Annotated in this window: 27 protein-coding genes and 2 pseudogenes; 16 read left to right on the top strand and 13 right to left on the bottom strand. The window is 60.2% G+C overall.

All coding sequences use genetic code 11. The features are described from left to right. Window positions 1–191: 191 nt before the first annotated feature. On the bottom strand, window positions 192–695 hold the full coding sequence (locus tag QCM77_RS06075; protein ID WP_279662294.1) for an Hsp20/alpha crystallin family protein: 504 nt from the start codon (window positions 693–695) through the stop codon (window positions 192–194). A gap of 233 nt (window positions 696–928) precedes the next feature. Next, window positions 929–1,081 carry a hypothetical protein gene (locus QCM77_RS06080; protein WP_279662295.1) on the bottom strand — a complete coding sequence of 51 codons (153 nt, stop codon included), beginning with the start codon at window positions 1,079–1,081 and terminating at the stop codon, window positions 929–931. A gap of 392 nt (window positions 1,082–1,473) precedes the next feature. Between QCM77_RS06080 and QCM77_RS06085 the strand changes: the two genes are divergently transcribed. The 4 genes from QCM77_RS06085 to QCM77_RS06100 all read left to right on the top strand — a co-directional run bounded on the left by QCM77_RS06085 (window position 1,474) and on the right by QCM77_RS06100 (window position 4,994). Further along, window positions 1,474–1,671, top strand: coding sequence for a hypothetical protein (locus QCM77_RS06085; protein ID WP_279662296.1), 198 nt, complete (start codon window positions 1,474–1,476; stop codon window positions 1,669–1,671). A gap of 323 nt (window positions 1,672–1,994) precedes the next feature. Then, window positions 1,995–3,185: an NADH-quinone oxidoreductase subunit D gene (locus QCM77_RS06090; protein ID WP_279682420.1), complete on the top strand. Its 1,191-nt coding sequence runs from the start codon at window positions 1,995–1,997 to the stop codon at window positions 3,183–3,185. Window positions 3,186–3,240: 55 nt separating this feature from the next. After that, complete coding sequence (locus tag QCM77_RS06095) at window positions 3,241–4,470, top strand: S1C family serine protease (RefSeq protein WP_279682422.1); 1,230 nt, start codon at window positions 3,241–3,243, stop codon at window positions 4,468–4,470. A 53-nt stretch (window positions 4,471–4,523) separates the two neighbouring features. Further along, window positions 4,524–4,994: a YbhB/YbcL family Raf kinase inhibitor-like protein gene (locus QCM77_RS06100; protein ID WP_279662299.1), complete on the top strand. Its 471-nt coding sequence runs from the start codon at window positions 4,524–4,526 to the stop codon at window positions 4,992–4,994. A gap of 110 nt (window positions 4,995–5,104) precedes the next feature. On the opposite strand, the gene QCM77_RS06105 is transcribed toward QCM77_RS06100, so the two are convergent. Continuing rightward, complete coding sequence (locus QCM77_RS06105) at window positions 5,105–5,317, bottom strand: DUF4167 domain-containing protein (protein ID WP_279682423.1); 213 nt, start codon at window positions 5,315–5,317, stop codon at window positions 5,105–5,107. A gap of 411 nt (window positions 5,318–5,728) precedes the next feature. On the opposite strand from QCM77_RS06105, the gene QCM77_RS06110 reads away from it, so the two are divergent. The 3 genes and pseudogenes from QCM77_RS06110 (at window position 5,729) to QCM77_RS06120 (ending at window position 7,948) form a co-directional block, all read left to right on the top strand. Continuing rightward, entirely contained in the window at window positions 5,729–6,520 is a 792-nt protein-coding gene (locus QCM77_RS06110) for a nucleotidyltransferase family protein (RefSeq protein WP_462675952.1), read from the top strand. A 4-nt stretch (window positions 6,521–6,524) separates the two neighbouring features. Further along, a complete protein-coding gene (locus QCM77_RS06115; protein ID WP_279662300.1) occupies window positions 6,525–7,247 on the top strand; it encodes a metallophosphoesterase family protein in 723 nt (240 codons plus the stop codon). A gap of 141 nt (window positions 7,248–7,388) precedes the next feature. Next, window positions 7,389–7,948, top strand: a pseudogene (locus QCM77_RS06120) (NuoB/complex I 20 kDa subunit family protein). Between the two features lie 32 nt (window positions 7,949–7,980). Here QCM77_RS06120 and QCM77_RS06125 read toward each other — a convergent pair. Beyond that, window positions 7,981–8,385: a hypothetical protein gene (locus QCM77_RS06125; protein WP_279662301.1), complete on the bottom strand. Its 405-nt coding sequence runs from the start codon at window positions 8,383–8,385 to the stop codon at window positions 7,981–7,983. Window positions 8,386–8,847: 462 nt separating this feature from the next. On the opposite strand from QCM77_RS06125, the gene QCM77_RS06130 reads away from it, so the two are divergent. Continuing rightward, window positions 8,848–9,300: a DUF2267 domain-containing protein gene (locus QCM77_RS06130; protein WP_279662377.1), complete on the top strand. Its 453-nt coding sequence runs from the start codon at window positions 8,848–8,850 to the stop codon at window positions 9,298–9,300. 176 nt (window positions 9,301–9,476) lie between these two features. On the opposite strand, the gene QCM77_RS06135 is transcribed toward QCM77_RS06130, so the two are convergent. Then, the gene (locus QCM77_RS06135) at window positions 9,477–9,773 is read right to left on the bottom strand and encodes a hypothetical protein (protein ID WP_279682424.1); all 297 of its coding nucleotides are present in this window, start codon (window positions 9,771–9,773) and stop codon (window positions 9,477–9,479) included. 429 nt (window positions 9,774–10,202) lie between these two features. Here QCM77_RS06135 and QCM77_RS06140 point away from each other — a divergent pair, with 429 nt between their 5' ends. Continuing rightward, window positions 10,203–11,156, top strand: a complete 954-nt coding sequence (locus QCM77_RS06140) for a ribose-phosphate diphosphokinase (protein WP_279682425.1) — start codon at window positions 10,203–10,205, stop codon at window positions 11,154–11,156. A gap of 220 nt (window positions 11,157–11,376) precedes the next feature. Here the strand turns inward: QCM77_RS06140 and QCM77_RS06145 are convergent, their stop codons facing one another. The 3 genes from QCM77_RS06145 to QCM77_RS06155 are packed head-to-tail and all read right to left on the bottom strand — an operon-like array spanning window position 11,377 to window position 14,095. Beyond that, window positions 11,377–11,646: a hypothetical protein gene (locus QCM77_RS06145; protein WP_279682585.1), complete on the bottom strand. Its 270-nt coding sequence runs from the start codon at window positions 11,644–11,646 to the stop codon at window positions 11,377–11,379. After that, complete coding sequence (locus QCM77_RS06150; protein WP_347882354.1) at window positions 11,643–12,971, bottom strand: phosphoribosyltransferase family protein; 1,329 nt, start codon at window positions 12,969–12,971, stop codon at window positions 11,643–11,645. Before QCM77_RS06150 ends, QCM77_RS06145 begins: the two co-directional genes overlap by 4 nt. Before the next feature lie 2 nt (window positions 12,972–12,973). Then, complete coding sequence (locus tag QCM77_RS06155) at window positions 12,974–14,095, bottom strand: erythromycin esterase family protein (RefSeq protein WP_279682427.1); 1,122 nt, start codon at window positions 14,093–14,095, stop codon at window positions 12,974–12,976. A 45-nt stretch (window positions 14,096–14,140) separates the two neighbouring features. Here QCM77_RS06155 and QCM77_RS06160 point away from each other — a divergent pair, with 45 nt between their 5' ends. The 3 genes from QCM77_RS06160 to QCM77_RS06170 all read left to right on the top strand — a co-directional run bounded on the left by QCM77_RS06160 (window position 14,141) and on the right by QCM77_RS06170 (window position 15,569). Continuing rightward, the gene (locus tag QCM77_RS06160) at window positions 14,141–14,302 is read left to right on the top strand and encodes a hypothetical protein (protein WP_279682429.1); all 162 of its coding nucleotides are present in this window, start codon (window positions 14,141–14,143) and stop codon (window positions 14,300–14,302) included. Between the two features lie 483 nt (window positions 14,303–14,785). After that, window positions 14,786–15,121: a hypothetical protein gene (locus tag QCM77_RS06165; protein ID WP_279662306.1), complete on the top strand. Its 336-nt coding sequence runs from the start codon at window positions 14,786–14,788 to the stop codon at window positions 15,119–15,121. A gap of 169 nt (window positions 15,122–15,290) precedes the next feature. Then, the gene (locus QCM77_RS06170) at window positions 15,291–15,569 is read left to right on the top strand and encodes a metallothionein (protein ID WP_279682430.1); all 279 of its coding nucleotides are present in this window, start codon (window positions 15,291–15,293) and stop codon (window positions 15,567–15,569) included. Here the strand turns inward: QCM77_RS06170 and QCM77_RS06175 are convergent. Continuing rightward, a complete protein-coding gene (locus QCM77_RS06175; RefSeq protein ID WP_279662308.1) occupies window positions 15,566–15,727 on the bottom strand; it encodes a hypothetical protein in 162 nt (53 codons plus the stop codon). The genes QCM77_RS06170 and QCM77_RS06175 overlap by 4 nt on opposite strands. 130 nt (window positions 15,728–15,857) lie before the next feature. Here QCM77_RS06175 and QCM77_RS06180 point away from each other — a divergent pair, with 130 nt between their 5' ends. Continuing rightward, on the top strand, window positions 15,858–16,682 hold the full coding sequence (locus QCM77_RS06180; RefSeq protein ID WP_279682432.1) for a universal stress protein: 825 nt from the start codon (window positions 15,858–15,860) through the stop codon (window positions 16,680–16,682). Further along, window positions 16,682–16,918, top strand: coding sequence for a hypothetical protein (locus tag QCM77_RS06185; RefSeq protein ID WP_279682433.1), 237 nt, complete (start codon window positions 16,682–16,684; stop codon window positions 16,916–16,918). The genes QCM77_RS06180 and QCM77_RS06185 overlap by 1 nt, the downstream gene beginning before the upstream one ends. A gap of 100 nt (window positions 16,919–17,018) precedes the next feature. On the opposite strand, the gene QCM77_RS06190 is transcribed toward QCM77_RS06185, so the two are convergent. The 3 genes from QCM77_RS06190 to QCM77_RS06200 form a co-directional block, all read right to left on the bottom strand. Further along, entirely contained in the window at window positions 17,019–17,840 is an 822-nt protein-coding gene (locus tag QCM77_RS06190; protein ID WP_279682435.1) for a DUF2182 domain-containing protein, read from the bottom strand. A gap of 65 nt (window positions 17,841–17,905) precedes the next feature. Then, window positions 17,906–18,535 carry a DUF1326 domain-containing protein gene (locus QCM77_RS06195; protein ID WP_279662312.1) on the bottom strand — a complete coding sequence of 210 codons (630 nt, stop codon included), beginning with the start codon at window positions 18,533–18,535 and terminating at the stop codon, window positions 17,906–17,908. 45 nt (window positions 18,536–18,580) lie between these two features. Continuing rightward, window positions 18,581–18,910, bottom strand: coding sequence for a formate dehydrogenase accessory sulfurtransferase FdhD (locus tag QCM77_RS06200; RefSeq protein WP_347882355.1), 330 nt, complete (start codon window positions 18,908–18,910; stop codon window positions 18,581–18,583). A 41-nt stretch (window positions 18,911–18,951) separates the two neighbouring features. Here QCM77_RS06200 and QCM77_RS06205 point away from each other — a divergent pair, with 41 nt between their 5' ends. Both QCM77_RS06205 and QCM77_RS06210 read left to right on the top strand, forming a co-directional pair. After that, window positions 18,952–19,560: a cysteine hydrolase family protein gene (locus tag QCM77_RS06205; RefSeq protein WP_279682436.1), complete on the top strand. Its 609-nt coding sequence runs from the start codon at window positions 18,952–18,954 to the stop codon at window positions 19,558–19,560. A gap of 31 nt (window positions 19,561–19,591) precedes the next feature. Then, window positions 19,592–19,693 (top strand): annotated as a pseudogene (locus QCM77_RS06210) (SDR family NAD(P)-dependent oxidoreductase); the annotation flags it as partial. A gap of 348 nt (window positions 19,694–20,041) precedes the next feature. Here QCM77_RS06210 and QCM77_RS06215 read toward each other — a convergent pair. Next, window positions 20,042–20,443, bottom strand: a complete 402-nt coding sequence (locus tag QCM77_RS06215; protein ID WP_462676075.1) for a response regulator — start codon at window positions 20,441–20,443, stop codon at window positions 20,042–20,044. Between the last annotated feature and the right edge of the window lie 28 nt (window positions 20,444–20,471).

The raw sequence follows: 20,471 nt of genomic DNA on the forward strand, positions 1-20,471 counted from the left end.
GAAGACGTTGTCGGCGATTTCAGTGACCGGTCGGTTCGAACGGCCTCGTGTTTTCCCAGCCAGGTGGAAGGCGTGGGCGGCGATGCCGGCCGTTGGCGCTCCAATCATGCGGGATCGCTCGGGTTAGCAGGCACGAGCGATCCCGGTGCGAACGACGCAGCTGAGTTTCGCCTCAGACGAGGTCCGATGGGTCAGGAATTCCTGACCTCGATCTTCCTCTCGCGCTTTTGCGCCTCGACCGTCTTCGGAAGGGTCAGCGTTAGCACACCGTGCTTGAATGCGGCGTCGATCTTTCCTGCATCAACGGTCTCAGGGATACGAAACGCCCTCTGAAAGGAGCCGAAGCGGCGCTCGGAAACATAATAGTCGGTTCTCTTCTCCTCCTTTTCTGTCTTCTTCTCCCCCTTGATTGTCAGAGTGCTGTCGGTGCATTTCACCTCGACATCCTTTTCGTCCATACCGGGGAGTTCGGCGGTAATCTGGAATGCATCCGCCGTTTCAACCACGTCGACGGGCGGCGAGGTCATGAATGGAAGCTCTTCTCGCGCAAACAAGCGAGACGGAAACCGCCCGAACCCGCTCATGAAGTCATCGAACATGCGATCGACGTCGCGACGGAATGACTCAAACGGACGCCACTCCGCGACGCTACCGGCAGGTTCGCTGCGGACTGGTAATTTGCTCTCTCCAGCCATGTTCTGATCCCTCCATCTTGATCAGGGTTGACGCCCTGGTCAGGCCGCGCCGGGCCCGGTAGCGCTCAACGGAGGTGCCTGCGTCGCAGCAGCCAAGGCTATCTGCCAGAACAGGGACGACCTGCTTGGGTTCCAAAACCAGGGCGAGTACCGACGTGACGAACCCTTTGTGCTGACGAGGCCAAAGGGAACACGACGCGCCGCGGGCGGCCCGGTGCTTCATCGCCGCAGGCTCACAGCCGATCTGCTCTATCCAGGGCGTTCAGTTCAGCATCGATTCTGTCGAGGAGGCGCTCGATTTCCTCCCGCTCGTTGGGGCCGGGACATTCTTCCAGGCGGCCGAGCAGGTGCTGCTTTTGCATCAAGAGCGCTGCAATGCTGGTCATCTGAGGTTCGAGTTCGTGATACCGGAACATTGGTCGACATCCGATGTAATGCTTGTTCTTGTCAGCTCTTAGCTGGCGGCCTCATTCCGCCGTTTGCATCGGACAGAACTGATTGCGGCGGCCTGGGTTCCGCAGCGGACAGACGCCGCGTATGGCGCTTTTGGTCCCGGCTGCTCGCCAGCACCTTTGCGGATTTAATCTTGCCAATTGCGCTTCCAGATGGAGCTTTGGGCCGAGTGAATCGTTTTCTGCGCTGATTGCTCCGCAACGCCGCCTTGTTGGCCTCTCCTGACCAACCGGCGCTGCGTAGCGCCCGAACGGAGGGAGCGAGTCGCGTAGGGCACGCTCACGAATGTGCAGGCGTTAAGCAGATCAGGCTGGAAGTGGTTCCCATGACGGATACGAAACGCCCTCGTAGTTTTGCAGGCGCCGCGGAGCTTGTCGTACACGCGGAGGCTGCGACCGACCATCTCAAGAAACTCTGTGCAGCCTGCGCGGACGGCGACAAGGCCGCAGCGCGGAGATCGCTGCGCGGCGCAATCAGCGAACTCCAGGTCGCGCAAACCATGTTACGCACCGGACTTGATTGACGAGGAACGGTATCGCCGTTTTGCGGCAAGCGTTATGATGGCGCGGGAGTTCCATAAGGCGCCGACAGACCATTATTGTTGCGGGCGGCGCGGCAACAGCGCGCGCCACGACGGGCGTGGCATAGATGCCGGCTATCGCCACGACCCCATTTGCGACCCCATTTGCGTGGCTAGTTTCTGGCCCCTCTCGGGCGCGCGGCACGTGACGCTCGCGTGACGGTCAACAACGCGATCCTGGCGTTGGAACAACCAAGGCCATTGGCGCTTCATGGCTAAAGCTCAGCGACCAGCCGAGCTGCCCGCGACAAGCTTTGAACTCGCCCATGGAACAAGCCGGCCTTCGCAATTTCACCATCAATTTCGGCCCGCAACACCCTGCGGCCCATGGTGTGCTTCGGCTTGTGTTGGAACTTGACGGTGAGGTTGTGCGGCGGGTCGATCCTCATATTGGTCTGCTTCACCGCGGGACCGAAAAATTGATTGAGAACAAGACCTATCTGCAAGCGATCGGGTATTTCGACCGGCTCGACTACGTCGCGCCGATGAACCAGGAGCACGCATTCTGCCTCGCAGGAGAGAGACTGCTTGGCCTCGAAGTGCCGCGTCGCGGCCAACTGATTCGCGTGCTGTTCTGCGAAATCGGGCGTCTGCTTTCGCATCTTCTCAACATCACGACCCAAGCCATGGATGTCGGTGCGCTGACGCCGCCGTTGTGGGGATTTGAAGAGCGTGAGAAGCTCATGGTGTTTTACGAACGTGCCTCTGGCGCGCGCATGCACGCAAATTATTTCCGGTTCGGCGGAGTGCATCAGGACCTTCCCCCGAAGCTGATTGATGACATTGAAGCGTTTTGTGATCCGTTCCTTCGCGTGGTAGACGACCTGGATCGGCTGCTGACGCCAAATCGCATCTTCAAGCAGCGCAATGTCGACGTCGGGAAGGTGACGCTGAAGGAAGCCTGGGAGTGGGGCTTTTCCGGCGTCATGGTGCGCGGTTCGGGCGCGGCCTGGGACCTGCGCAAGGCGCAGCCCTATGAGTGCTATCCGGAAATGGAATTCGACGTTCCGATCGGCAAGAATGGTGACTGCTACGACCGCTATCTGGTCCGCATGGAAGAAATGCGCCAATCGGTGCGCATCATGCGACAGTGTATCACCAAGCTGCGCGCTTGCGACGGACAGGGTCCGGTCGCGGTGCAGGACAATAAGGTCTTTCCCCCGCGGCGCGGCGAGATGAAGCGCTCGATGGAGGCCCTGATCCATCACTTCAAGCTTTATACAGAAGGGTTTCGCGTGCCGGCCGGCGAGGTCTATGCCGCGGTGGAAGCCCCCAAGGGCGAATTCGGCGTCTACCTGATCTCCGATGGCACGAACCAACCTTATAAGTGCAAGATCCGCGCACCCTCGTTCGCGCATCTACAGGCGATGGATTTGCTCAGCCGCGGCCATTTGTTGGCGGACGTCTCGGCAATCATCGGCTCGCTGGACATTGTGTTCGGCGAAATCGATCGCTGATCTCTCGAAGAGGAGACCGCGATTAAAGCTGACAAGCAGTGGAAGGGAAGCGGAAATGGTTCATGAAAAACGACCTTTCAACTGCCGCCGGGCGTCCATCGTCAGCGGTGTGATCGCGTCCGCGATCGTGTCGGTTGCGACTGGCGGGCAGGCGCTGGCCAACAATCCGGCGCAACAGGCCCTATCCGCGGGGATAGCCATGAACTTCATACGTCAGATTGCGGAACGTGGCGACAATGTTGGACCGGGTAGCTTCGCAGATATCGCCGAAAGAGTTGTACCGGCCGTGGTAGCGGTCAGCTCCAAAGCTGCAATGCCCAATTCCTTGCCCGATCAATCGTTCGAATTCGGTCAGCCCGACGAGGAATCGCCGCAAAGCGAGAATCCCGCGCCGGCTGCCCCCGATCACGGTACCGCTCCAAAAACGACAGGCAGGGTCAACATTGGATCAGGTTTCTTCATTTCGCCTGACGGGTATGCCGTGACCAACAATCACATCGTGGAAGCCAGCGATACGGCGGAGATCCGCACCAATGACAAGAAGACCTATTCCGCGAAAGTGGTGGGAAAGGATTCTTTGAGCGATATCGCTTTGATCAAAGTCGACGGTCGCAACGACTTCAGCTACGTGCAGCTCGCCGATCAACAGCCGCGCGCCGGTGATTGGGTGCTCACCGCCGGCAATACGTTCGGGCTCGGAGGCTCGGTCACGGCCGGCATTGTTTCGGCGCGCGAGCGCAACATCGAGACTGGTTCTGCGCAGGATTTCATCCAGATTGATGCGCCGATCAACCAGGGCGATTCTGGCGGGCCGAGCTTTGACACGAGCGGCAAAGTCATCGGCGTCAACAGCATGATCATTTCGCCGTCCGGAGGCTCGGTCGGCGTTGCCTTTGCGATCCCCGCCGAGACCGTCAAGGCGGTGATACCGCAATTGAAAGACAAGGGCGCGGTGACCCGCGGGTGGATGGGGGTCGAGGTTCAGTCGGTCACTCCGGAACTTGCCGACAGCGTGGGTGGAAGCGATCTCCACGGCGTGGTCGTGGCAGGCGTTGAAAAGAATGGTCCCGCGGCGAAGGCAGGATTGAGGACCGGGGATGTGATTACTTCGGTGAATGGTGAGCCGATCAAGAACGCCGGTGAATTGACCAAGAAGGTCCATGCGACGGCGCCGGGCTCTCGGCTTCAGTTCACTATGCTTAGACAGGGAAAAGTGAACCCATTGAGCGTGATCGTGGGCCAGCTGCCTAATGAACCCAATGTCTTCCCAAGCATTCCAAGATAGCGGGATTGCAGTCCCGCCAAGAGATCGATGGTGCGAATATCAGGAGAACGCAAATGACGTTCAGCTTGAAAAGCCCTGCATTCGGCGATGGCGGCCGAATTCCCGCGAAATATACGGCGGATGAAGACGACCTGTCACCTCCGCTGGAGTGGTCGGATCCGCCGGCGGGAACCAAAAGCTTCGCCCTCGTTGTTGAGGATCCGGACGCGCCGTCCGGCACTTTTCATCATTGGGGTCTTTACAACATCATGGGCGAACGAACGTTGCTGCCGGAGGGAATCGGCCACGGCGCCAAGACCAAAACGGAGAAGCTCGGAAAGGGCGTCAATGATTTCGGCGAGCCGCGTTACCGCGGACCCGCCCCGCCGAAGGGACACGGAACCCATCACTACCACTTCAAGCTGGCGGCGCTGGATGTCGAAGCGCTTTCGCGAGGGCCCAAGATGTCCGTTGCCGATATCTGGAAGTCGGCTGAAAAGCACATGCTCGGGCAGGCCGAGCTCATCGGCATCTATAGTCGGTGACGCAAACGGGGGGCACGATTTGAGAGCGCCTACGACGGTGATCCAGAAGAGCTGTTACCCGCAGCAGCTCGCGCGGGTTGCAAGCACGCTGCTCGTGGCAAAGTCCACCACTACGAGCGGCCACCGGAGGGAGCGGCCGCACCATTCTCGTGCATCGATCGCAGATAGTGCTCGGCGTGTTGAAAGTAATTCTCCGCAGCAATCCGATCACCCTTCAAGGCTTCGGCGCGGGCTAGCGCCAGATAGCGCTCGTAGTGTCTTTGTGCATTCCGGGACGAATTGGTCCCGATGCTGTTCTGGGCGGCGTGCTTGGCTTTCCGCATGTGAGGCTTGCGCGGCATTTTGATGTTGGGTCGCGGTTCGACCGCCACCCCCCTGAGTTCAGAAGTTGTCATGTCCGTCCATAGTCGCCCAGCTGAAGCCGCGCGACGTTCATCCATAGTGTATTGAGCATACTGTATTGAGTGCAGTCATGGACTTCGGGACGATCGACCGTCACCATCCGCTGAAGCCTTACCTCGGCGAGGACCGAAGCGATCCAAATCAACTGCTAAACACAATATAGGAAGCTGGGCCGACAATTCAAGTTGCGTCCAACTCGACGGACCGCGCCATTGCGACCGAAGCGGCAAGGGCGCAATGCGACCTCGGCGACCGCGGAACTTTGCACGGTCTATTCGATTGTCAAATGGGTAGCTTCATGGCCGAAGCCGATGAGCTTCGAGTGAACCTCGATGGTGAAGGACATCAGACCGGTCACCGGATCTATTGAGATGGTCACCGCAGCCGCCGCGCCGGTTGTCACATCGGCCAGCGCCGAGGCATTTTACGCTCTGGCCTTGCGCGAGCTCGCGAAGCTCGATCTTCCGTTTCTGTTGGCGGGCACGTATGCGCTCAGCGCCTATACCGGCGTGACGCGCGCGACCAAAGATCTCGATATCGTGTGCAAACCGGCAGATTATCCCCGTGTCCTTGGCCACTTCCGGAACCTCGGATACACCGTCGCAATCGAGGACGAACGCTGGCTCGGAAAAGTCTTCCAGGACGAGCACTTCTTCGACGTGATCTTCGCGTTCTGGCATGGCATGGCTCCCGTTGCCGACCAATGGTTCGAATCCGCGCCCCACGTCGAGGTGTTCGGCACGAAGATGCGCATCATCGCGCCGACCGAGTTGATCTGGTCGAAGGCCTTCGTTCAGCTACGGCACCGTTATGACGGCGCGGATATTGCGCATCTCATTCTCAAACAGCACGATCAGATCGACTGGCGGCGTCTGCTTGGCTACATGGAGTTGCATTGGGAGGTGCTCCTGGCACATCTGCTCAATTTCCGCTGGGCCTATCCGAGCGAGCGTGACTGCGTGCCACGGTGGCTGATGGACGAACTGGTCGCCCGGCTGAAGGCACAGTTCGAGCTTCCTCCTCCGCGCGTGAGGATATGTCGGGGGCGCATGTTTTCCCAGGTCGATTATCAGCCGGCCGTTGAGCAATGGGGCTTTGTCAACGCAGACGAGGATAGTGAGTAGCGCGATGTCCGAAAGGCCCGACAAGCTCACCTTCGCTGCCATTGGCGACCTCCACGTGAAGGAGGACCGTACGTTATCGTTCCGCGAACTCTTTGCCGAGCTCTCGACCAAGGCCCAGGTGCTCGTCCTTTGCGGCGACCTCACGGACCTCGGTAGGCCGTCGGAAGCGAAACTTCTGGCAGAGGATTTGCGCGCCTGCTCCATTCCCGTTGTCGGCGTGCTTGGAAACCACGACTATGAGTCCGGGCAGACTGAAGAGGTAAAGAGCATTTTGAAGGCGGCCGGGATGCATTTGCTCAATGGGCAGTCGTACGAAATCGATGGCGTCGCCTTCGTCGGGGTGAAGGGCTTCATCGGTGGGTTTGGCCGCCGCATGCTTGCTTCGTTCGGCGAGGCCGTCGTCAAGAGCGTGGTCGCCGAAGCCGTCAACGAAGCGACGCGCCTCGAAAACGCCATGCGCGCCGTGGCGAGCAAGCAGGCTGTCGTCGTTCTTCATTATGCGCCGATTCTCGATACGGTGGAGGGCGAGCCCATGGAGATTCTTCCGTTCCTCGGCTCGTCACGTCTCGGCGAAACCATCGATCGATTTAAGGTGAGTGCGGTGGTGCACGGCCATGCTCATCAGGGCCGTTATGAAGGCCGCACGCCTGGCGGCGCGCTGGTATACAACGTGGCCCGATCGATCGAAAAGCCCACAGGTCGACCTTATGCCTTGATCGAGGTCTAGGCTGGTTGTTTGGAGTCATCATCGGGATCCGAGTACAGGAGACGGAGGCGAGTTCATCGCATTCCCGCGAAGCATTTCTCACGAAACGAACGGTAATGCCGTCTGTGCGTTGCATGAAAGAGTGCCGCACAGGAGAGGCGCATGGACCGTCCGTTGATCGTGCCTGCTGGCAGAGGGCTCCTGGACCCCGGAACCGGCAAACCGATAAGCGACGAGTTTTTCGGCGCTGTTAGGAGCGATCTCGCCGACAAGGGCTTCCTTGTCACCGCGGCTGATGACCTCATCACCTGGGCGCGAAGCGGTTCGTTGATGTGGATGACGTTCGGGCTCGCCTGCTGCGCGATCGAAATGATGCAAATGGCGATGCCGCGCTATGATCAGAGCGGTTCGGATTTGCGCCACGTGCCAGCCCAAGGCAGTCGGATGTCATGATCGTGGCCGGCACGCTGTGCAACAAGATGGCGCCGGCGCTGCGCAAGGTCTACGACCAGATGCCGGAACCGCGATATGTGATCTCGATGGGGTCATGCGCCAATGGCGGGGGCTACTATCATTACTCCTATTCGGTGACCCGCGGATGCGACCGCATTGTTCCCGTGGACATCTACGTCCCCGGTTGCCCGCCGACTGCAGAGGCGCTCCTCTACGGTGTGATGCTCCTGCAAAAGAAGATCCGCCGGACCGGAACGATCGAGCGTTGAGCGTGAGTGCGGGGCGCCCCCGTCAGCCGCGCTCAGCTCAATTCGAACACGATGCCCAGCGCAACGAGGCCGAGCGCGACGGCCGCGAGAGGTAACAGCATATCGATCGCAGCGTCGCTGTTCTTGAGTCTGCTTTGCCAGACTTGGGTGGACCCTTTCATCCATTTCCGGAAGCCCTTGTTGGTCTTCAGCGTCGGTGGTCGTGTCTGACCTGTGCGCCATATCCTCCAAAGAAGGTAAGGAAGGAGCACCGCAACAAACAGCAGGACGCTCAGCATAGCGAGAGGAAGTTCGATATCGCTTTGCCGATCAAAGGCCACCCAGGCTGCTGCGACGAAAAGAGCCACAAATCCGATTGCGGCTTTGTAGACGAGGGGGTGGAATCCCGATGGGGCGTCCAACGAGGGTTCGCGACGCTGCTCAAGAGGCTCATTCATTGCCGTTCTCCAGCTCAATCGTGAGAACAGATGCCCGCCGGAGCAGTGGCACACGGGCATTGGTGTAACGACAATCGAATTTGTCGTGCAGAAGTTTCATGAAAGATGGTTGAGCGCCAGCGAATTGACCAGGAAAATCCACGCAATGGCGGTTGGCTCTTCGGCGCGGTTCACTGTGCTGTGACAAGTAAGAGAGAGCTCCTTGATCGTGACTTGGGTCAGCCGCCCGACGAATCAAGTTCGTCTGCAGTCAATCCAAGATAACGCGAGAAGGGCTCACTCGGTTTGCTTTCAGTCGCTGGTTCCCCGCATCCATGCCCCCAGGATTTCGCCGTTAACTCGTTCGTCGCGCCGTCGAAAGCTTCGACGGATATCGCAGCCGGTATCAATCCCAAAAAGCGAGAACCGATGGTCGCGGACGACGTTGTCCGTCTAGCTATCTTCGAGAAAGGGGACGCTATCATGAGTGCGACAGGTCTCGATGTATTCGACAGAACGATCCACCTCACAAACACGTGGCTGGATGAGATGATGACGACGCTGCCGCATGACAAGCAACTTGCCTGGCATGCGTTGGGGACAGTGCTTCGAACCATTCGCGATCGGATCCCGGTCAATCTTGCCGCACACCTGGGTGCTCAACTTCCGTTGCTGATCCGAGGCGTCTACTACGATCAGTGGCGGCCGAGTGAAGTCCCGAAAAACTGGCGTTCCGCCGCCGAGTTTCTCGGGATCATTTCAGCAGAATTGAGCTCGTTGCGGCCGATCGGCGCAGGTGATGCCGCGCACGCGACGTTCCAGGTCTTGAACCATCACCTTGACCCAAATCAGGTCGAGAAGGTCCGCCACGCATTGCCTGAAGAAGTGCGGGCTCTCTGGACAGTCGGTCATCAACAAGGACGGTCTGTCGCCTAACCGGCACGGGACCACTCGCTGAAGAAGAAGTGCGGCCTTGACCGCAAGGAAACCGCAAGGAAATCCATCGAGGCAAGGAAATCCATCGAGGTACGTGCGCAAAGCCAGACGGCCCGCCGAACTCTTAACTCGGGCTCGGCGGCGCCGATCGGTGGAAAGGCCGCATCGCGACAATATCACCAGCCTGGGCCGATGCCAAAGCTGAAGCCCGGCCCATGAACTCCGACGCCTGGCCGGTCATAGTAGCCGCGATCGTAATAATCGTACCTGCGCGGTCCGGAATAATAGCCGTCCCCGATAATCACGCGGCGATCTCCCCTGGTGTGCCAGCATCGGCCGGCGTCATCACAAACGAGTCGTGCCTGATGGAGCAGAGGCGACCCGTCTCCGATTTGAAAGTCGTCGGCAGCGTAAGCGCTCGACATGACAAGAGCACCCGCGCCGGCGAGCAGTATCAGCATGAGCTTTCTCATGTCTGTCTCCTCTGACTGCGAGCCCCAACAAACGAACGCCTCAGCCAAATCACCGTTCCATAAAGTGATGCTCGGAACTGACGCTTGTCTTGGCCGACTCTTCTCTTGTCTTGGCCAACTCTTCGGATTGCCTCGTCCAGGGATCGCATCTTGCCCTGGGTAGTTATTATCCTGGGCAGACGCCGAGACGCTAGTCAAAGAAGTCCTTTGAGGTTCCTTATTGGAACATCTTGCAACGGTCGGTGCAGATGCTTGAAACGCGGGATATGACGCATTCGCCTACAAATGAGGGTGCCCGCGGCTATCCCGCCGAGAAGGCGCGGCAGGGCGAGATCATCCTGCGCAAGCCGTGGATGCGTGTGTTTTCATTGCCGGACTCGTGGGCTGCATGCTTCTGGTGCTGGGCATTCGCATCGCAGCGGGGTTGTGATGGATAAGCCGCTTATCTTCGCCTACGACGCCGGCCGTCCTGAAGCGGAGGGCATCGCCGGATGCCTGGGCACCAGCTTGGCGGAGCACGAAGAAAGGATATTCCAAGATGGCGAGCGCAAGGTGCGGCCACTGGTGGACCCACGCGGGCGGGATGCACTCGTTGTCCAGTCGCTATATGACGGACCGTCGCGCAGCGTGCATGACAAGCTATGCGATGCCTTGCTGTTCGCGGGCACTTTAAAGGATTCCGGAGCAGCGCGCGTGATCTTGATCGCGCCTTATCTTTGCTATGCGCGGCAGGATCGGCGCACGAAACCCGGAGAGCCACTGTCTCTGCGGTATGTTGCGCAATTGATCGAAGCCGCCGGGGTGGATGCGATCGTGACGCTGGACGTGCACAATCCCGCCGCCTTCGAGAACGCATTTCGGATACCGACGGCGAACATCGAATGTACCGAGCTCTTCGCCGCGCATTTCGGCAAAGCTCTCGCTGACCAGGATATCGAAGTCATTTCGCCCGATATCGGTGGGGTGAAGCGCGCCGAGCGCTTCCGCGACGCTCTCAGCATGACCATGAATGAAGATGTCGAATTGGGCACGCTGGGTAAACGCCGACTGGATCACATCGTCAGCGATGAGGAGACTCCAAGCGGCGTCCGCGAACGGACCGTGGTCATCTTCGACGATATGATCGCCAGCGGCTCGACCATGCTGCGCGCCGTGAAGGCCTGCCGCCGGGGCGGCGCTGCCTATGTCATCCTGGCGGCGACACATGGCTTGTTTCTTCCCGGCGCGCAGAAGCTCGTTGCGAGCAGCTTGGTCGATCGGATCATTATCTCGGATACGATACCGCCGTTCCGTCTCGATGCTGGCTTGGTAACGGAGAAGGTCACGATCCTGTCGGCCAGCCAGCTGATCGCGGATGGTATTCGCAGCATTGTCGCTGCGTAAGCGTCCTGGCTGTGTCCGATGGTTGCTGCGTACGTGAGAGATGCCCGCATCACGCACCCACCGCGCATGACGTGGGTGCCGTATCGGCGCTCCGGCCGGTGAACAACCAACAACGGCCAGGAACGCAGTGCATGCTTGCTCAACCATGTTCGGGAAACTCAAGGCCGTTGCCTCGATCATCGGTATAGATCGCTCTGTTAGGTTCAGATGTATTGCAGCGTTATTGCGCGCTGCGGTCGCTAGGCCGCGCGCGTTCGAGCGCATCGAGTGCGGATTCGATCTGTTCGAGAAGGCGTTGAATTTCGTCCCGCTCGTTCGGGCCGGGATTCTCCTGCAGCCGCTCCAATAGCTGTTGCTTCCGGGCAAGCAGGGTCGCAACCGTTGTCATCGGATGATATCCTCCACGTTTGCCTATCCTTGCCATGCGACTCGCCGCAAATCTCCAGCTTGGCTCGTTGCGTAGCCTTGCGAAAATCTGGAGAGACATCATGGGCTCTCGTGCAAATGGCTGCTCACTTTCGAACGATGCAACAGTTCGACCACTTCCTGATCTGAAGTCTGACGGAAATCCCGGTAATTCAGGCCGACCGCATAGAATGGATCGGGGGTGGCCAGACAAATGATTTCGTCGGCCTCAGAATTGAGATCGGCGAGGGAGTCCTTTGGTGCGACCGGCACCGCAAGCACCAGGCGGCTTGGCTTTGCCCTGGCGAGTGCCTTCAGGACTGCTTTGACGGTTCCGCCGGTCGCGATCCCGTCATCGATCACGATGGCCGTCCGTCCGGCAACGTCGATCGGCGGTTCGCCGTCCCGGTAGAGGTGACGGCGGCGTTCGATCTCAGCCAGTTGGCGGGATGTCTCCGCCTCCAGGTAGGCGTTTCCGGGCTGGACCGCGCGAACGATCTCGTCGTTCAAGACGATCTGCGGGTGGGCACCGTCTACCACCGCGCCAAGCCCAAGCTCGTCGTGGCCGGGTGCACCGATCTTGCGCACGAGCGCGACGTCGAGCGGTGCAATCAAGGCCTGTGCCACCTCGAAAGCGACGGGTACGCCGCCGCGCGGCAGCGCGAGTACCACCGGGTGTTGGTCCTTGTATTTCATGAGTAGCGGCGCGAGGCGTCGGCCAGCCTCGCGCCGATCCGCGAACACCATATCGTCCGGCGCGCTCTGCAATGGCGAAGACAAGAATCGGCCGAACCATCGCTTGGCGTGTTGCATGACCTGCTCCAACGTGCCGGGTTCTTCAAAAAGATGGCTCGCTCCCGGCACGATGACGAGGTCCTTCTCGCACGAAAGCTGCTCGAAAGCGGACTGGTTGAGAGGGATCACTGGCCGATCGGCCCCGCCCACGATCAACAATGTCGGTGCGCCGACGGCCCGCAATGCCTCACCGGCGAGATCCGGGCGACCGCCGCGTGAAACAACTGCCGCGACGTTCTGCCCTTCGGCGGCCGCCACCAGGGCCGCGGCCGCACCTGTGCTCGCCCCGAAATAGCCGAAGGGCAGTGAACCCAATTCGGGTTGATTGCGGGTCCACTCGGCAGCTTCGGCGAGCCGAGAGGCCAGCAGCCCGATATCGAACACGTTGCGACGGTTCCGCTCTTCCTCGACCGTGAGAAGATCCAGCAATAGGGTGGCGAGACCGACCTTTCGAAGTCCCGCCGCCACTTGATTGTTGCGCGGGCTCGTTCGGCCGCTGCCGCTACCATGGGCGAAGATCACGATGCCGGTCGCGACGTTGGGCACACCAAGTATCGCCGCAAGACGATGCGGCCCGATCGAGACTTCGCCAAGTTGGTCTTTTCCGGACATCATGATCAGAACCCGAACGGATACGTTTCTGCCGCGCCTTTGGCCGGCTTCGCCGCAAGCGGGGTCACGGCCTGCGTCTCCTCAAACCAAACGAATGCGTCGAATTGTTCCGGAAGCACCGCCTGGAAATAATGGCTGAGTAATTCCGTTTCGGGGCGGTAGACGACGCCAATCGCCCGTTCAAGCCGCGGCCCCGCCAAGGCCTCGCGCAGACCGCTTCGGCCGGGCGGCCGCCAATCGGTCAATGATCGTGCAAGCCCCGTGCGTCGGAACAGGTATTCATAGCTATCGTCGCGCGCCGGCCGCACTGACTTGATCTGCATCCGGCCACCCCAGTCGGAGGCGGCTGCGACCGTCCCACGATCGGTGCCGAAGCCGATCATGATAGCCTCGTCGTCATAGGCATTGCGCGTGAGTTCTCCGATGTTGAACTCGCCGGCCCAGCCCATGGAGGTAGCTGCGGCATTTCCGATATGGGAATTGTGCGCCCAGACCACGGCTTTGGCCTGCGGCCCACGCCGCTGCATCAGATATTGCAGCGTGTCGAACATGTGCCGATCGCGCAGATTCCACGATTCCGTCGAACCGCGATACATGATGCGGTAATACTGCTCCGCCGCCCGTACGATGCGCGCATTTTGTGCCGCGTTGAAGAAGGCTTCGCCATCGTGCCCGGCATAGGTAAGACGACTCTCGAGCAACTCGCGCAACTGCGCGACCACCTCATCTTCGCAAGTGTCCCGGCCCGAGTGGACAGCACGGCCATAAAGCGCGGGATCCGATTGCCAAGGTGTTAGACAGCTATAGCGTTCGCGCGCTGCGCGGGCGCGCTCCGGGTCCACCCGTTCGAGATAGTCGATCACGGCCGCGATCGAGCCGCTGAGGCTGTAGACATCGAGGCCTCGAAACTCGACGCGCTGCGCCATCGGGCGCGCGTCGTTATGGATTCGCAGAAAATCGATGAACGCGCTTACCTCGACATTGCGCCACATCCAGGTCGGAAAGCGTTCGAACGGCCGCTCCCCGGGCGATCCGGGTGGTAGTTGCCGTGCCAGCCGATCGAGGGTCGCCGCATCCGGCCAGTCGGCCTCGACCGCGACGATGTTGAAACCGTGCCGCTCGATCAACTGGCGCGTGATCGCCGCACGCGCCCGATAGAATTGCGATGTGCCATGCGTCGATTCGCCGAGCAGAACGACTTTCGCGGGAGAAAACCGCTCGAAATAAGATCCGAAATCGTCGCGTTCGGGTGCAGGGAGGTGCTCACCGGCCCGATGCAGGAGCTCGATCAATTCGCGCTCGGTCTGCTCGCGAATGCGCTCGGCTGCTGGTGAGAGGGCCATGCCGAATTCCTTCCGTGATGGTGGTTCGGCGCTCCATTAGCGTTACCGGTGCGCGACCCCCGCACCCAGGGCGGGTCGATCGGCAAGCTGACGATCGCTGTTCTTCATGTGCGCAACTCACCCCGCTCCTGGACGTTCCTTCGCATCGGCCGGAGGAGCCGATGCTCGCAAGGATCTGTCTCGCAAGGATCTGTCTCCGGGCGTTTGCAGCCGAACGGTGATAGCAGGAGGTCCGTACCCCGAATGGACAAGTCAGAGCGATCTCACACTTTGGCGGACTTCATCTGGAACCGAGGCACGCCTCGCACATTGGACTCAGTGGAGTTTCCAGCCGACCCGCGTTTGGGTGGGTTCAGATGAGGTCTTATGCCATGCGTTTTCGGCGGGAATGCTTGTGCGCGGTTTTCCTGCTATGCGCGTCGGTTGCGCCAATAGCAGGGAGGGAAGCTCGGCAATTCCCTGTGGGGCAACCGATTGCTGGAGACGGCCATCACATCGACCCCGGCGGTTTGTTATTCCATGGGAATTACTGTGGCCCGGGCAACCGACCAGGAACTCGCCCTGTTGACGCTCTGGATGCTGCTTGTATGCGCCACGATGCCTGCGGACGTTCGAATGCCCTTCCGAGCTGCGCTTGCAACGCAAGACTTCAATATGAAGCAGCATCAATCGCGCGCAATCCCGCACAACCGCCGGATATTCAGTTCTTGGCCTCTTTCACAGCAGCCGGAGCGGGCTTATTGCTGTGCCAGCCGTCTTCACAAGTTTATCGAGAACCGTTCAGCCGATCGGCGCGAGGCAATCGGTTGACAAACGGCTTCCGGACGACTGATCCATTTCGGTAAGTGGATCGCATGAATGGAAACGTGACCCGAAATATCATCATTCAATACGCTGTGGGTGGTATGCGCGGGCTACGATCTCGCTGCCGTATCTGTGGGACGTCTAGCCGCATCACCCAATTGGAACCGGGTGCCGTTTGGCGAATTCAGCATCCATCTGCGACATCAGCGGAGGCGAGATCATGGCGACATGTGAAACCTGCGGCAATGATTATGACAAGACCTTTCAGGTCTCGATGAACGGCAAAGCGCATACGTTCGATAGTTTCGAATGCGCCATTCACGCGCTCGCGCCGACCTGCGAACATTGTGGAATCCGTATCGTCGGACACGGCCTGGAGAAGGCCGGTACGTTTTTCTGTTGCGAGCATTGCGCCCAAGACGAGGGTGTCAAAGGCCTGCGTGATCGAATCTAGCCCGCGCGCCTGACGCCGGTGGTTGAACCGGGATCTCTGATTTTCCGGGAACGGTTTGACCGCCAGTTGATTTCACAATCGCCGCGTTTGATGGCGTGGTGGTGATGCGAGAATGTGCCTGCAAGGGTGATCGCTTTAAGGGTGATCGCTTTGCTCATTGTGGAATCTTCGAAAAGATCCGCGCGGGATCGTGGCCTTTCATTTTGCATCCAGCCTTGAGCGTTCTGCGTCGGATGGCGATAGCTGAATCGCCTTTACCGCCGACGGCAAGCAACCGAGGGAAATCGGATGTTGACATCCATTCTTGTTCATATCGAACCGGATCACATATCGCGCAACCGCCTCGAATGCGCCGCGCAAGTCGCGCGTCGTTTTAACGCCAAACTGATCGGTGTAGCCGCAGCTCAGCTGCGGGCACCGTTGGTCGATAATTACGGCGGAGTTGCCATCGCAGTCGAGATGGAGGCAGAAGAGGAGCGCATTCGAACGGGGTTTAAAAACTCGGAGGCCAGTTTCCGGAACTCTCCCGCGGTCGACGGGCTGCAAATTGAATGGCGCTCCATGTTTGGGTTGCCCGAAGACGTAGTAGTACGCGAAAGCCGTGCGGCCGATGTCATTGTTCTCGGCCGGGCCCCCGCCCAGCTTGGCGTTTTCAGCTTAATGGACTTAGGCGACGTGCTGATGCACGCTGGCCGACCGGTGCTGGTTGTCCCAGACGGAACACGGAGCCTGGATGCGAAGCGCATCGTCGTCGGCTGGAAGGATACGCGAGAAGCGCGCCGCGCATGTCACGATGCGCTGCCGTTGCTTCAGAAGGCCGATCTCGTATCGGTCGTCGAAGTCGTCGATGAATCTGAAATCGAGGCTGCCAAAGCGAGGGTCACGGACGTTGCGGCGTTTCTTGGCCGTCATGATGTCCGCGCAGACGCGGAGCCGCGTGTGCGCGCGGAACGATCGGTGGCGGACGCACTCATGCTAGCGGCGGAGCAACGCGATGCCGATTTGATTGTCGCAGGTGCATATGGACATACGCGGCTGCGCGAATGGGTGTTTGGCGGCGTCACGTCCGACTTGCTGACAGGCAGTCCAAAGTGTTCCTTCCTCGCGCACTGATGAGCAAAGACGCCATCGTCGATGCACCGACGAATATTGTGCAGCCGAAATTCGGCGCGTTCTGGGATGCCTGGCGATATAGGGGTAAAGCGCGGCAACCCGTGATGGCGATGGGCTTCGCCGCCGGGCTGAGCTGGTCGAAACCTATTGTCGCCGAGGCGCGAAAAAATTGCGCCGACCGCGGAACGGCAACCAGCGCGCCTCGTTATTTAGTCAGTGAGTGGTCGACGGAATGACAAGCCAGACGAGAGCAACGGCAAATCAAACCAAAGATCGTTTCACAAGCCCCGTCAGATTACTACGGTAACTGGCGGGGTCGTTTTGTCTTTGCGGGACTCACTGCGGCAAGGTCAGCAGGAGCCAGGTGCCCGCGGCCACACAGGCAATGCCGGCAGCGCGCGCGATCCAGCTTCCCACCGGCGTCAGTTTCTCCAAAAGTACAAGCAGCGCCAAAAGCGCGATCCAGAGCACGTTCATCACTCCGCCCACGAACAACAGCGCCATCAAAACCCAGCAGCAGCCGACACAATAGCCTCCGTGCCGAACGCCCAGCAGCAGGCAGCCTCGCAGGTCGCCGCGAAAGCCGCCGTGGCGCATCAGGAACAGAAACGGCGACTGGCATTGGGCGAGACAGACGTCTTTGAGCCGTGTCCATTGATAGGCGCCCGCCGCGATCAGCACGATGGCGCCGAGCAGGTTGTTCGCGATCGCCATCCGGGGATCCAGCAGGGCGGCCCGCTCGATCGCCCATTGGAGCAAGGTGGCTGCCAGCGAAAAGCCGCACCAGGCGAGGAGATAACCGGCGGCAAACCAGCCGGTCGCGGCGAATGGCTTGCCCTGCGCTTTGCCCTGTCGACCTACGCGGGCGTACATCAGGATCATGGGCGCGGCCGAGGGAGCCATCATTCCGACCATCATTACCGCCCACATCAGAAACACATAGGCGAACTCGATCGTTCGCCACGGCTCGTCGGCTGGCAGCATGATTCCGATCCCGGCCGGGATCATCCGGAATTCGGTCATGTCCATGCCGCCCATGTCCATGTCGTTGGCGAGCCAGAGCACATAGCTCCATGCTAGCGCGACAATGAGGCCGATCGCGCTGCCGACGATCCAGCGATCGCGCCGCAGCACGCTTTCCAGGGGGCTGTCCGTCATTTGCGATCGATGTTGTGCGATCGATGTTGCCGGCCGCTGATGCAGGCCGGTATCGGGAGTTTACATCACGCCTGGTTCGACCAGCGGATCGGCGCATAGAGGCCGTTCCTGCCGGAATTATCCCAGTGCATGCCATGATCGCTGAAGGTATTGCCGGCGGCGCCGACGGCCATCACCATGGCGTCGGGGCTGACCGGATGGCCGATGTTCGTCCACATCTCGCCGCTCGGATGCATGGTCGGTAGGGGATCGACGGACATGTGCAGGATGCCGGGAATTTCCGCGGACCGCGTCTTGCCGTCGATCCGGAACGTGATCGGGACCTTGCGCACGCCCAGGTTCTTGCTGATCAGCGGCGCGAACGCGGCCATCGGGCCGCCGGCACCGCCGGTGAAGATTGCAGCCAGGGCCTCGGTCTGCTCATCATTGGCGCGCTGATCGATATAGGCGGCCACCGACCAGTCTCCGTCTGCCATGACCCCAGGTGCGTGGAGGATGACGAGCACATTCAGCTCGTCGAGCACGATATCGCCATAGCGGCCGCTCTCGATGTGGAAGATCAGCGGTACGTTGCAGAAGCCCTCGGTCGGTCGCGCGGTCAACGGGGGCGCCGCCGACACCAGGCAGGGACACACGATGCTGCAACTGCAATTCTCGAAATAGTCACCGGAAAGGTGCCATGGGACATCCGCCATTGCTGTCTCCCGCTTGGCCGAACCCGATAGATGCTTTCGAATGAGCTACGTAGAGTTGAAAATTACGCTTCGTGGCGAAGCACCGCAAGCCGATTCCACTATCGAAATGCGTCGAGGAGGGTGAGCGCGGCGAAGTTCTCTATTCCCCTGACGCCGGAGTTCCCTCAGTTCGCCCGTGCTGAGGGGTCCGACAGGTACGGTCGAAACTCGGCAGCTCGATCTGTGCGGCCGCCGGCATGAACACCCTCGCCGGATGGCTGAAGATCTCGAACGCGTTTCCCCGGATGGTGAGGATGACGGCGATGCCCCTTCCATGGCGAGAGCGCCAGCAAGCTTGTCGAGAGCGTTGTGTCGGCCCACGTTCTCGCGCACCATTATGGTCCTGCTGATGCCCACAAGGTCAGGGGTGGCGGACGATGAGAGACAGCGCGTCGGAAGTTGCCGAGATCAGCGACGCCGTTCACTTGTGCATCGACATGCAGAACATCTTCGCGCCCGGCGGCTTGTGGGCGACGCCCTGGATGGAACGCGTCCTGCCGACCATCGCCTCGATCGTTTCGCGCCGTCCGGCCAGAACGATCTTCACGCGATTCATCACGCCCCAAGACCCGGAAGATCGTCCGGGACAATGGCGGAGCTATTTTCATCGCTGGCGACAGGCGACCCGCAAGCATCTGCCTCCGTCCGCTCTCGAACTCCTGCCGGCCCTGTGCCGGTTCGTTCCTCCCGCAGCTGTCATCGACAAGCCGGCCTATTCCGCGTTCAGCAATCCCGGCCTCGCCAGCCTGCTGATCGACAAGAACGTCGGCACGGTCGTGATCACGGGCGCAGAGACGGACGTCTGCGTGCTCTCGACGGTCCTGAGCGCCGTCGATCTCGGCTTTCGGGTCGTCATCGTCGAGGATGCGCTGTGCAGCTCGTCCGACGTCGGCCACGATGCGCTCATGACGATGTACCGCACCCGCTTTCACGGCCAGGTCGATCTGATGACCGCCGAGGAATTGGCGGAGTTCTGGCGCGAGTAGGATGCGAAGCGGATAAGGTTCGCCCAGCAGGGGACTGAAGAACAAGATCCACACCACCGTCGCCAACGTCACGCCGAACGAAATGCTGGCCAAGCAGCATCGCAAGATGGCGGAGCCGGGCACGGCGAAGTCGTGGAACGACGCCGTCGCAATCTGCGCGCAGCAGCGCGGCCAATCCCGCGGACCGACAAAGGAGGATGCCGATTCACATAGCCTAATGCGCGAAGCTTCCCAAGCCGTCAGATTGGTTCGGCTGGAAAAAGGGGGCTGCGATGGCGATGGATCGCGTCGAACAGGCTTTTGTCGCAACGGCAATCACGGGTTTCCTCTTGATGGTGGGAGCAATGGTGTGGATGATGATGGGCTGACGGCGGGAAGGGGTTATGTCTTGCGCGTCATGCTGCCTTACGCAGCCGTGGTCCTGTGCCTGGCGGTGACCGCTTGGCTCGCTTTCGCGCATCTGTTCTGATCGCCGTTCTGCTCAACCTTGCGGATCGGCGATGAGCGCGGCCAGCCTCCGTGCCATAGCCGGCAGATCGATCGGCTTTTCCAGGATCGGCACGTCGTGAAATTCCGGACTGATTGTGACCTTGTCGTATCCGGTCGTGAAGATGAAGGGTACGCTCCTTGCCTTCAACTCACGGGCGACCGGAAAGATCATCTCACTGCGGATGTTCACGTCGAGCACGGCGGCATCCAGGATGCTGCCGTCGTGCAGGATCCTGAGTGCGTCGTGGAGATCACCCGCCGGGCCAGCGACGTCTGCGCCGAGCGCGCGACATGCCTTGCCAATGTCATCGGCGAGAAAATATTCGTCCTCGACAATGAAGATCCGCCGCCCGCTGAGCGACGCCCGCGGACGTGACGGCATGCTGCCCGACATCGCCATGGTGCCTCCCATGCTTCCTTTT

The sequence above is a fragment of the Bradyrhizobium nivariense genome, from assembly GCF_029846695.2.
In the GTDB taxonomy this organism is placed as follows: domain Bacteria; phylum Pseudomonadota; class Alphaproteobacteria; order Rhizobiales; family Xanthobacteraceae; genus Bradyrhizobium.

Bases quoted from the DNA above. Each gene is read 5' to 3' on its own strand.
- QCM77_RS06095 (WP_279682422.1), top strand. From the start codon at position 3,241: ATGGTTCATGAAAAACGACCTTTCAACTGCCGCCGGGCGTCCATCGTC.
- QCM77_RS06185 (WP_279682433.1), top strand. From the start codon at position 16,682: ATGAGCAAAGACGCCATCGTCGATGCACCGACGAATATTGTGCAGCCG.
- QCM77_RS06160 (WP_279682429.1), top strand. From the start codon at position 14,141: ATGCGTCGATTCGCCGAGCAGAACGACTTTCGCGGGAGAAAACCGCTC.
- QCM77_RS06215 (WP_462676075.1), bottom strand. From the start codon at position 20,443: ATGTCGGGCAGCATGCCGTCACGTCCGCGGGCGTCGCTCAGCGGGCGG.
- QCM77_RS06085 (WP_279662296.1), top strand. From the start codon at position 1,474: ATGACGGATACGAAACGCCCTCGTAGTTTTGCAGGCGCCGCGGAGCTT.
- QCM77_RS06115 (WP_279662300.1), top strand. From the start codon at position 6,525: ATGTCCGAAAGGCCCGACAAGCTCACCTTCGCTGCCATTGGCGACCTC.
- QCM77_RS06090 (WP_279682420.1), top strand. From the start codon at position 1,995: ATGGAACAAGCCGGCCTTCGCAATTTCACCATCAATTTCGGCCCGCAA.
- QCM77_RS06135 (WP_279682424.1), bottom strand. From the start codon at position 9,773: ATGAGAAAGCTCATGCTGATACTGCTCGCCGGCGCGGGTGCTCTTGTC.
- QCM77_RS06130 (WP_279662377.1), top strand. From the start codon at position 8,848: ATGAGTGCGACAGGTCTCGATGTATTCGACAGAACGATCCACCTCACA.
- QCM77_RS06175 (WP_279662308.1), bottom strand. From the start codon at position 15,727: ATGAGCAAAGCGATCACCCTTAAAGCGATCACCCTTGCAGGCACATTC.
- QCM77_RS06205 (WP_279682436.1), top strand. From the start codon at position 18,952: ATGAGAGACAGCGCGTCGGAAGTTGCCGAGATCAGCGACGCCGTTCAC.
- QCM77_RS06195 (WP_279662312.1), bottom strand. From the start codon at position 18,535: ATGGCGGATGTCCCATGGCACCTTTCCGGTGACTATTTCGAGAATTGC.
- QCM77_RS06190 (WP_279682435.1), bottom strand. From the start codon at position 17,840: ATGACGGACAGCCCCCTGGAAAGCGTGCTGCGGCGCGATCGCTGGATC.
- QCM77_RS06140 (WP_279682425.1), top strand. From the start codon at position 10,203: ATGGATAAGCCGCTTATCTTCGCCTACGACGCCGGCCGTCCTGAAGCG.
- QCM77_RS06110 (WP_462675952.1), top strand. From the start codon at position 5,729: ATGGTGAAGGACATCAGACCGGTCACCGGATCTATTGAGATGGTCACC.
- QCM77_RS06080 (WP_279662295.1), bottom strand. From the start codon at position 1,081: ATGACCAGCATTGCAGCGCTCTTGATGCAAAAGCAGCACCTGCTCGGC.
- QCM77_RS06180 (WP_279682432.1), top strand. From the start codon at position 15,858: ATGTTGACATCCATTCTTGTTCATATCGAACCGGATCACATATCGCGC.
- QCM77_RS06145 (WP_279682585.1), bottom strand. From the start codon at position 11,646: ATGATGTCTCTCCAGATTTTCGCAAGGCTACGCAACGAGCCAAGCTGG.
- QCM77_RS06150 (WP_347882354.1), bottom strand. From the start codon at position 12,971: ATGATGTCCGGAAAAGACCAACTTGGCGAAGTCTCGATCGGGCCGCAT.
- QCM77_RS06200 (WP_347882355.1), bottom strand. From the start codon at position 18,910: ATGGTGCGCGAGAACGTGGGCCGACACAACGCTCTCGACAAGCTTGCT.
- QCM77_RS06125 (WP_279662301.1), bottom strand. From the start codon at position 8,385: ATGAATGAGCCTCTTGAGCAGCGTCGCGAACCCTCGTTGGACGCCCCA.
- QCM77_RS06105 (WP_279682423.1), bottom strand. From the start codon at position 5,317: ATGCGGAAAGCCAAGCACGCCGCCCAGAACAGCATCGGGACCAATTCG.
- QCM77_RS06100 (WP_279662299.1), top strand. From the start codon at position 4,524: ATGACGTTCAGCTTGAAAAGCCCTGCATTCGGCGATGGCGGCCGAATT.
- QCM77_RS06075 (WP_279662294.1), bottom strand. From the start codon at position 695: ATGGCTGGAGAGAGCAAATTACCAGTCCGCAGCGAACCTGCCGGTAGC.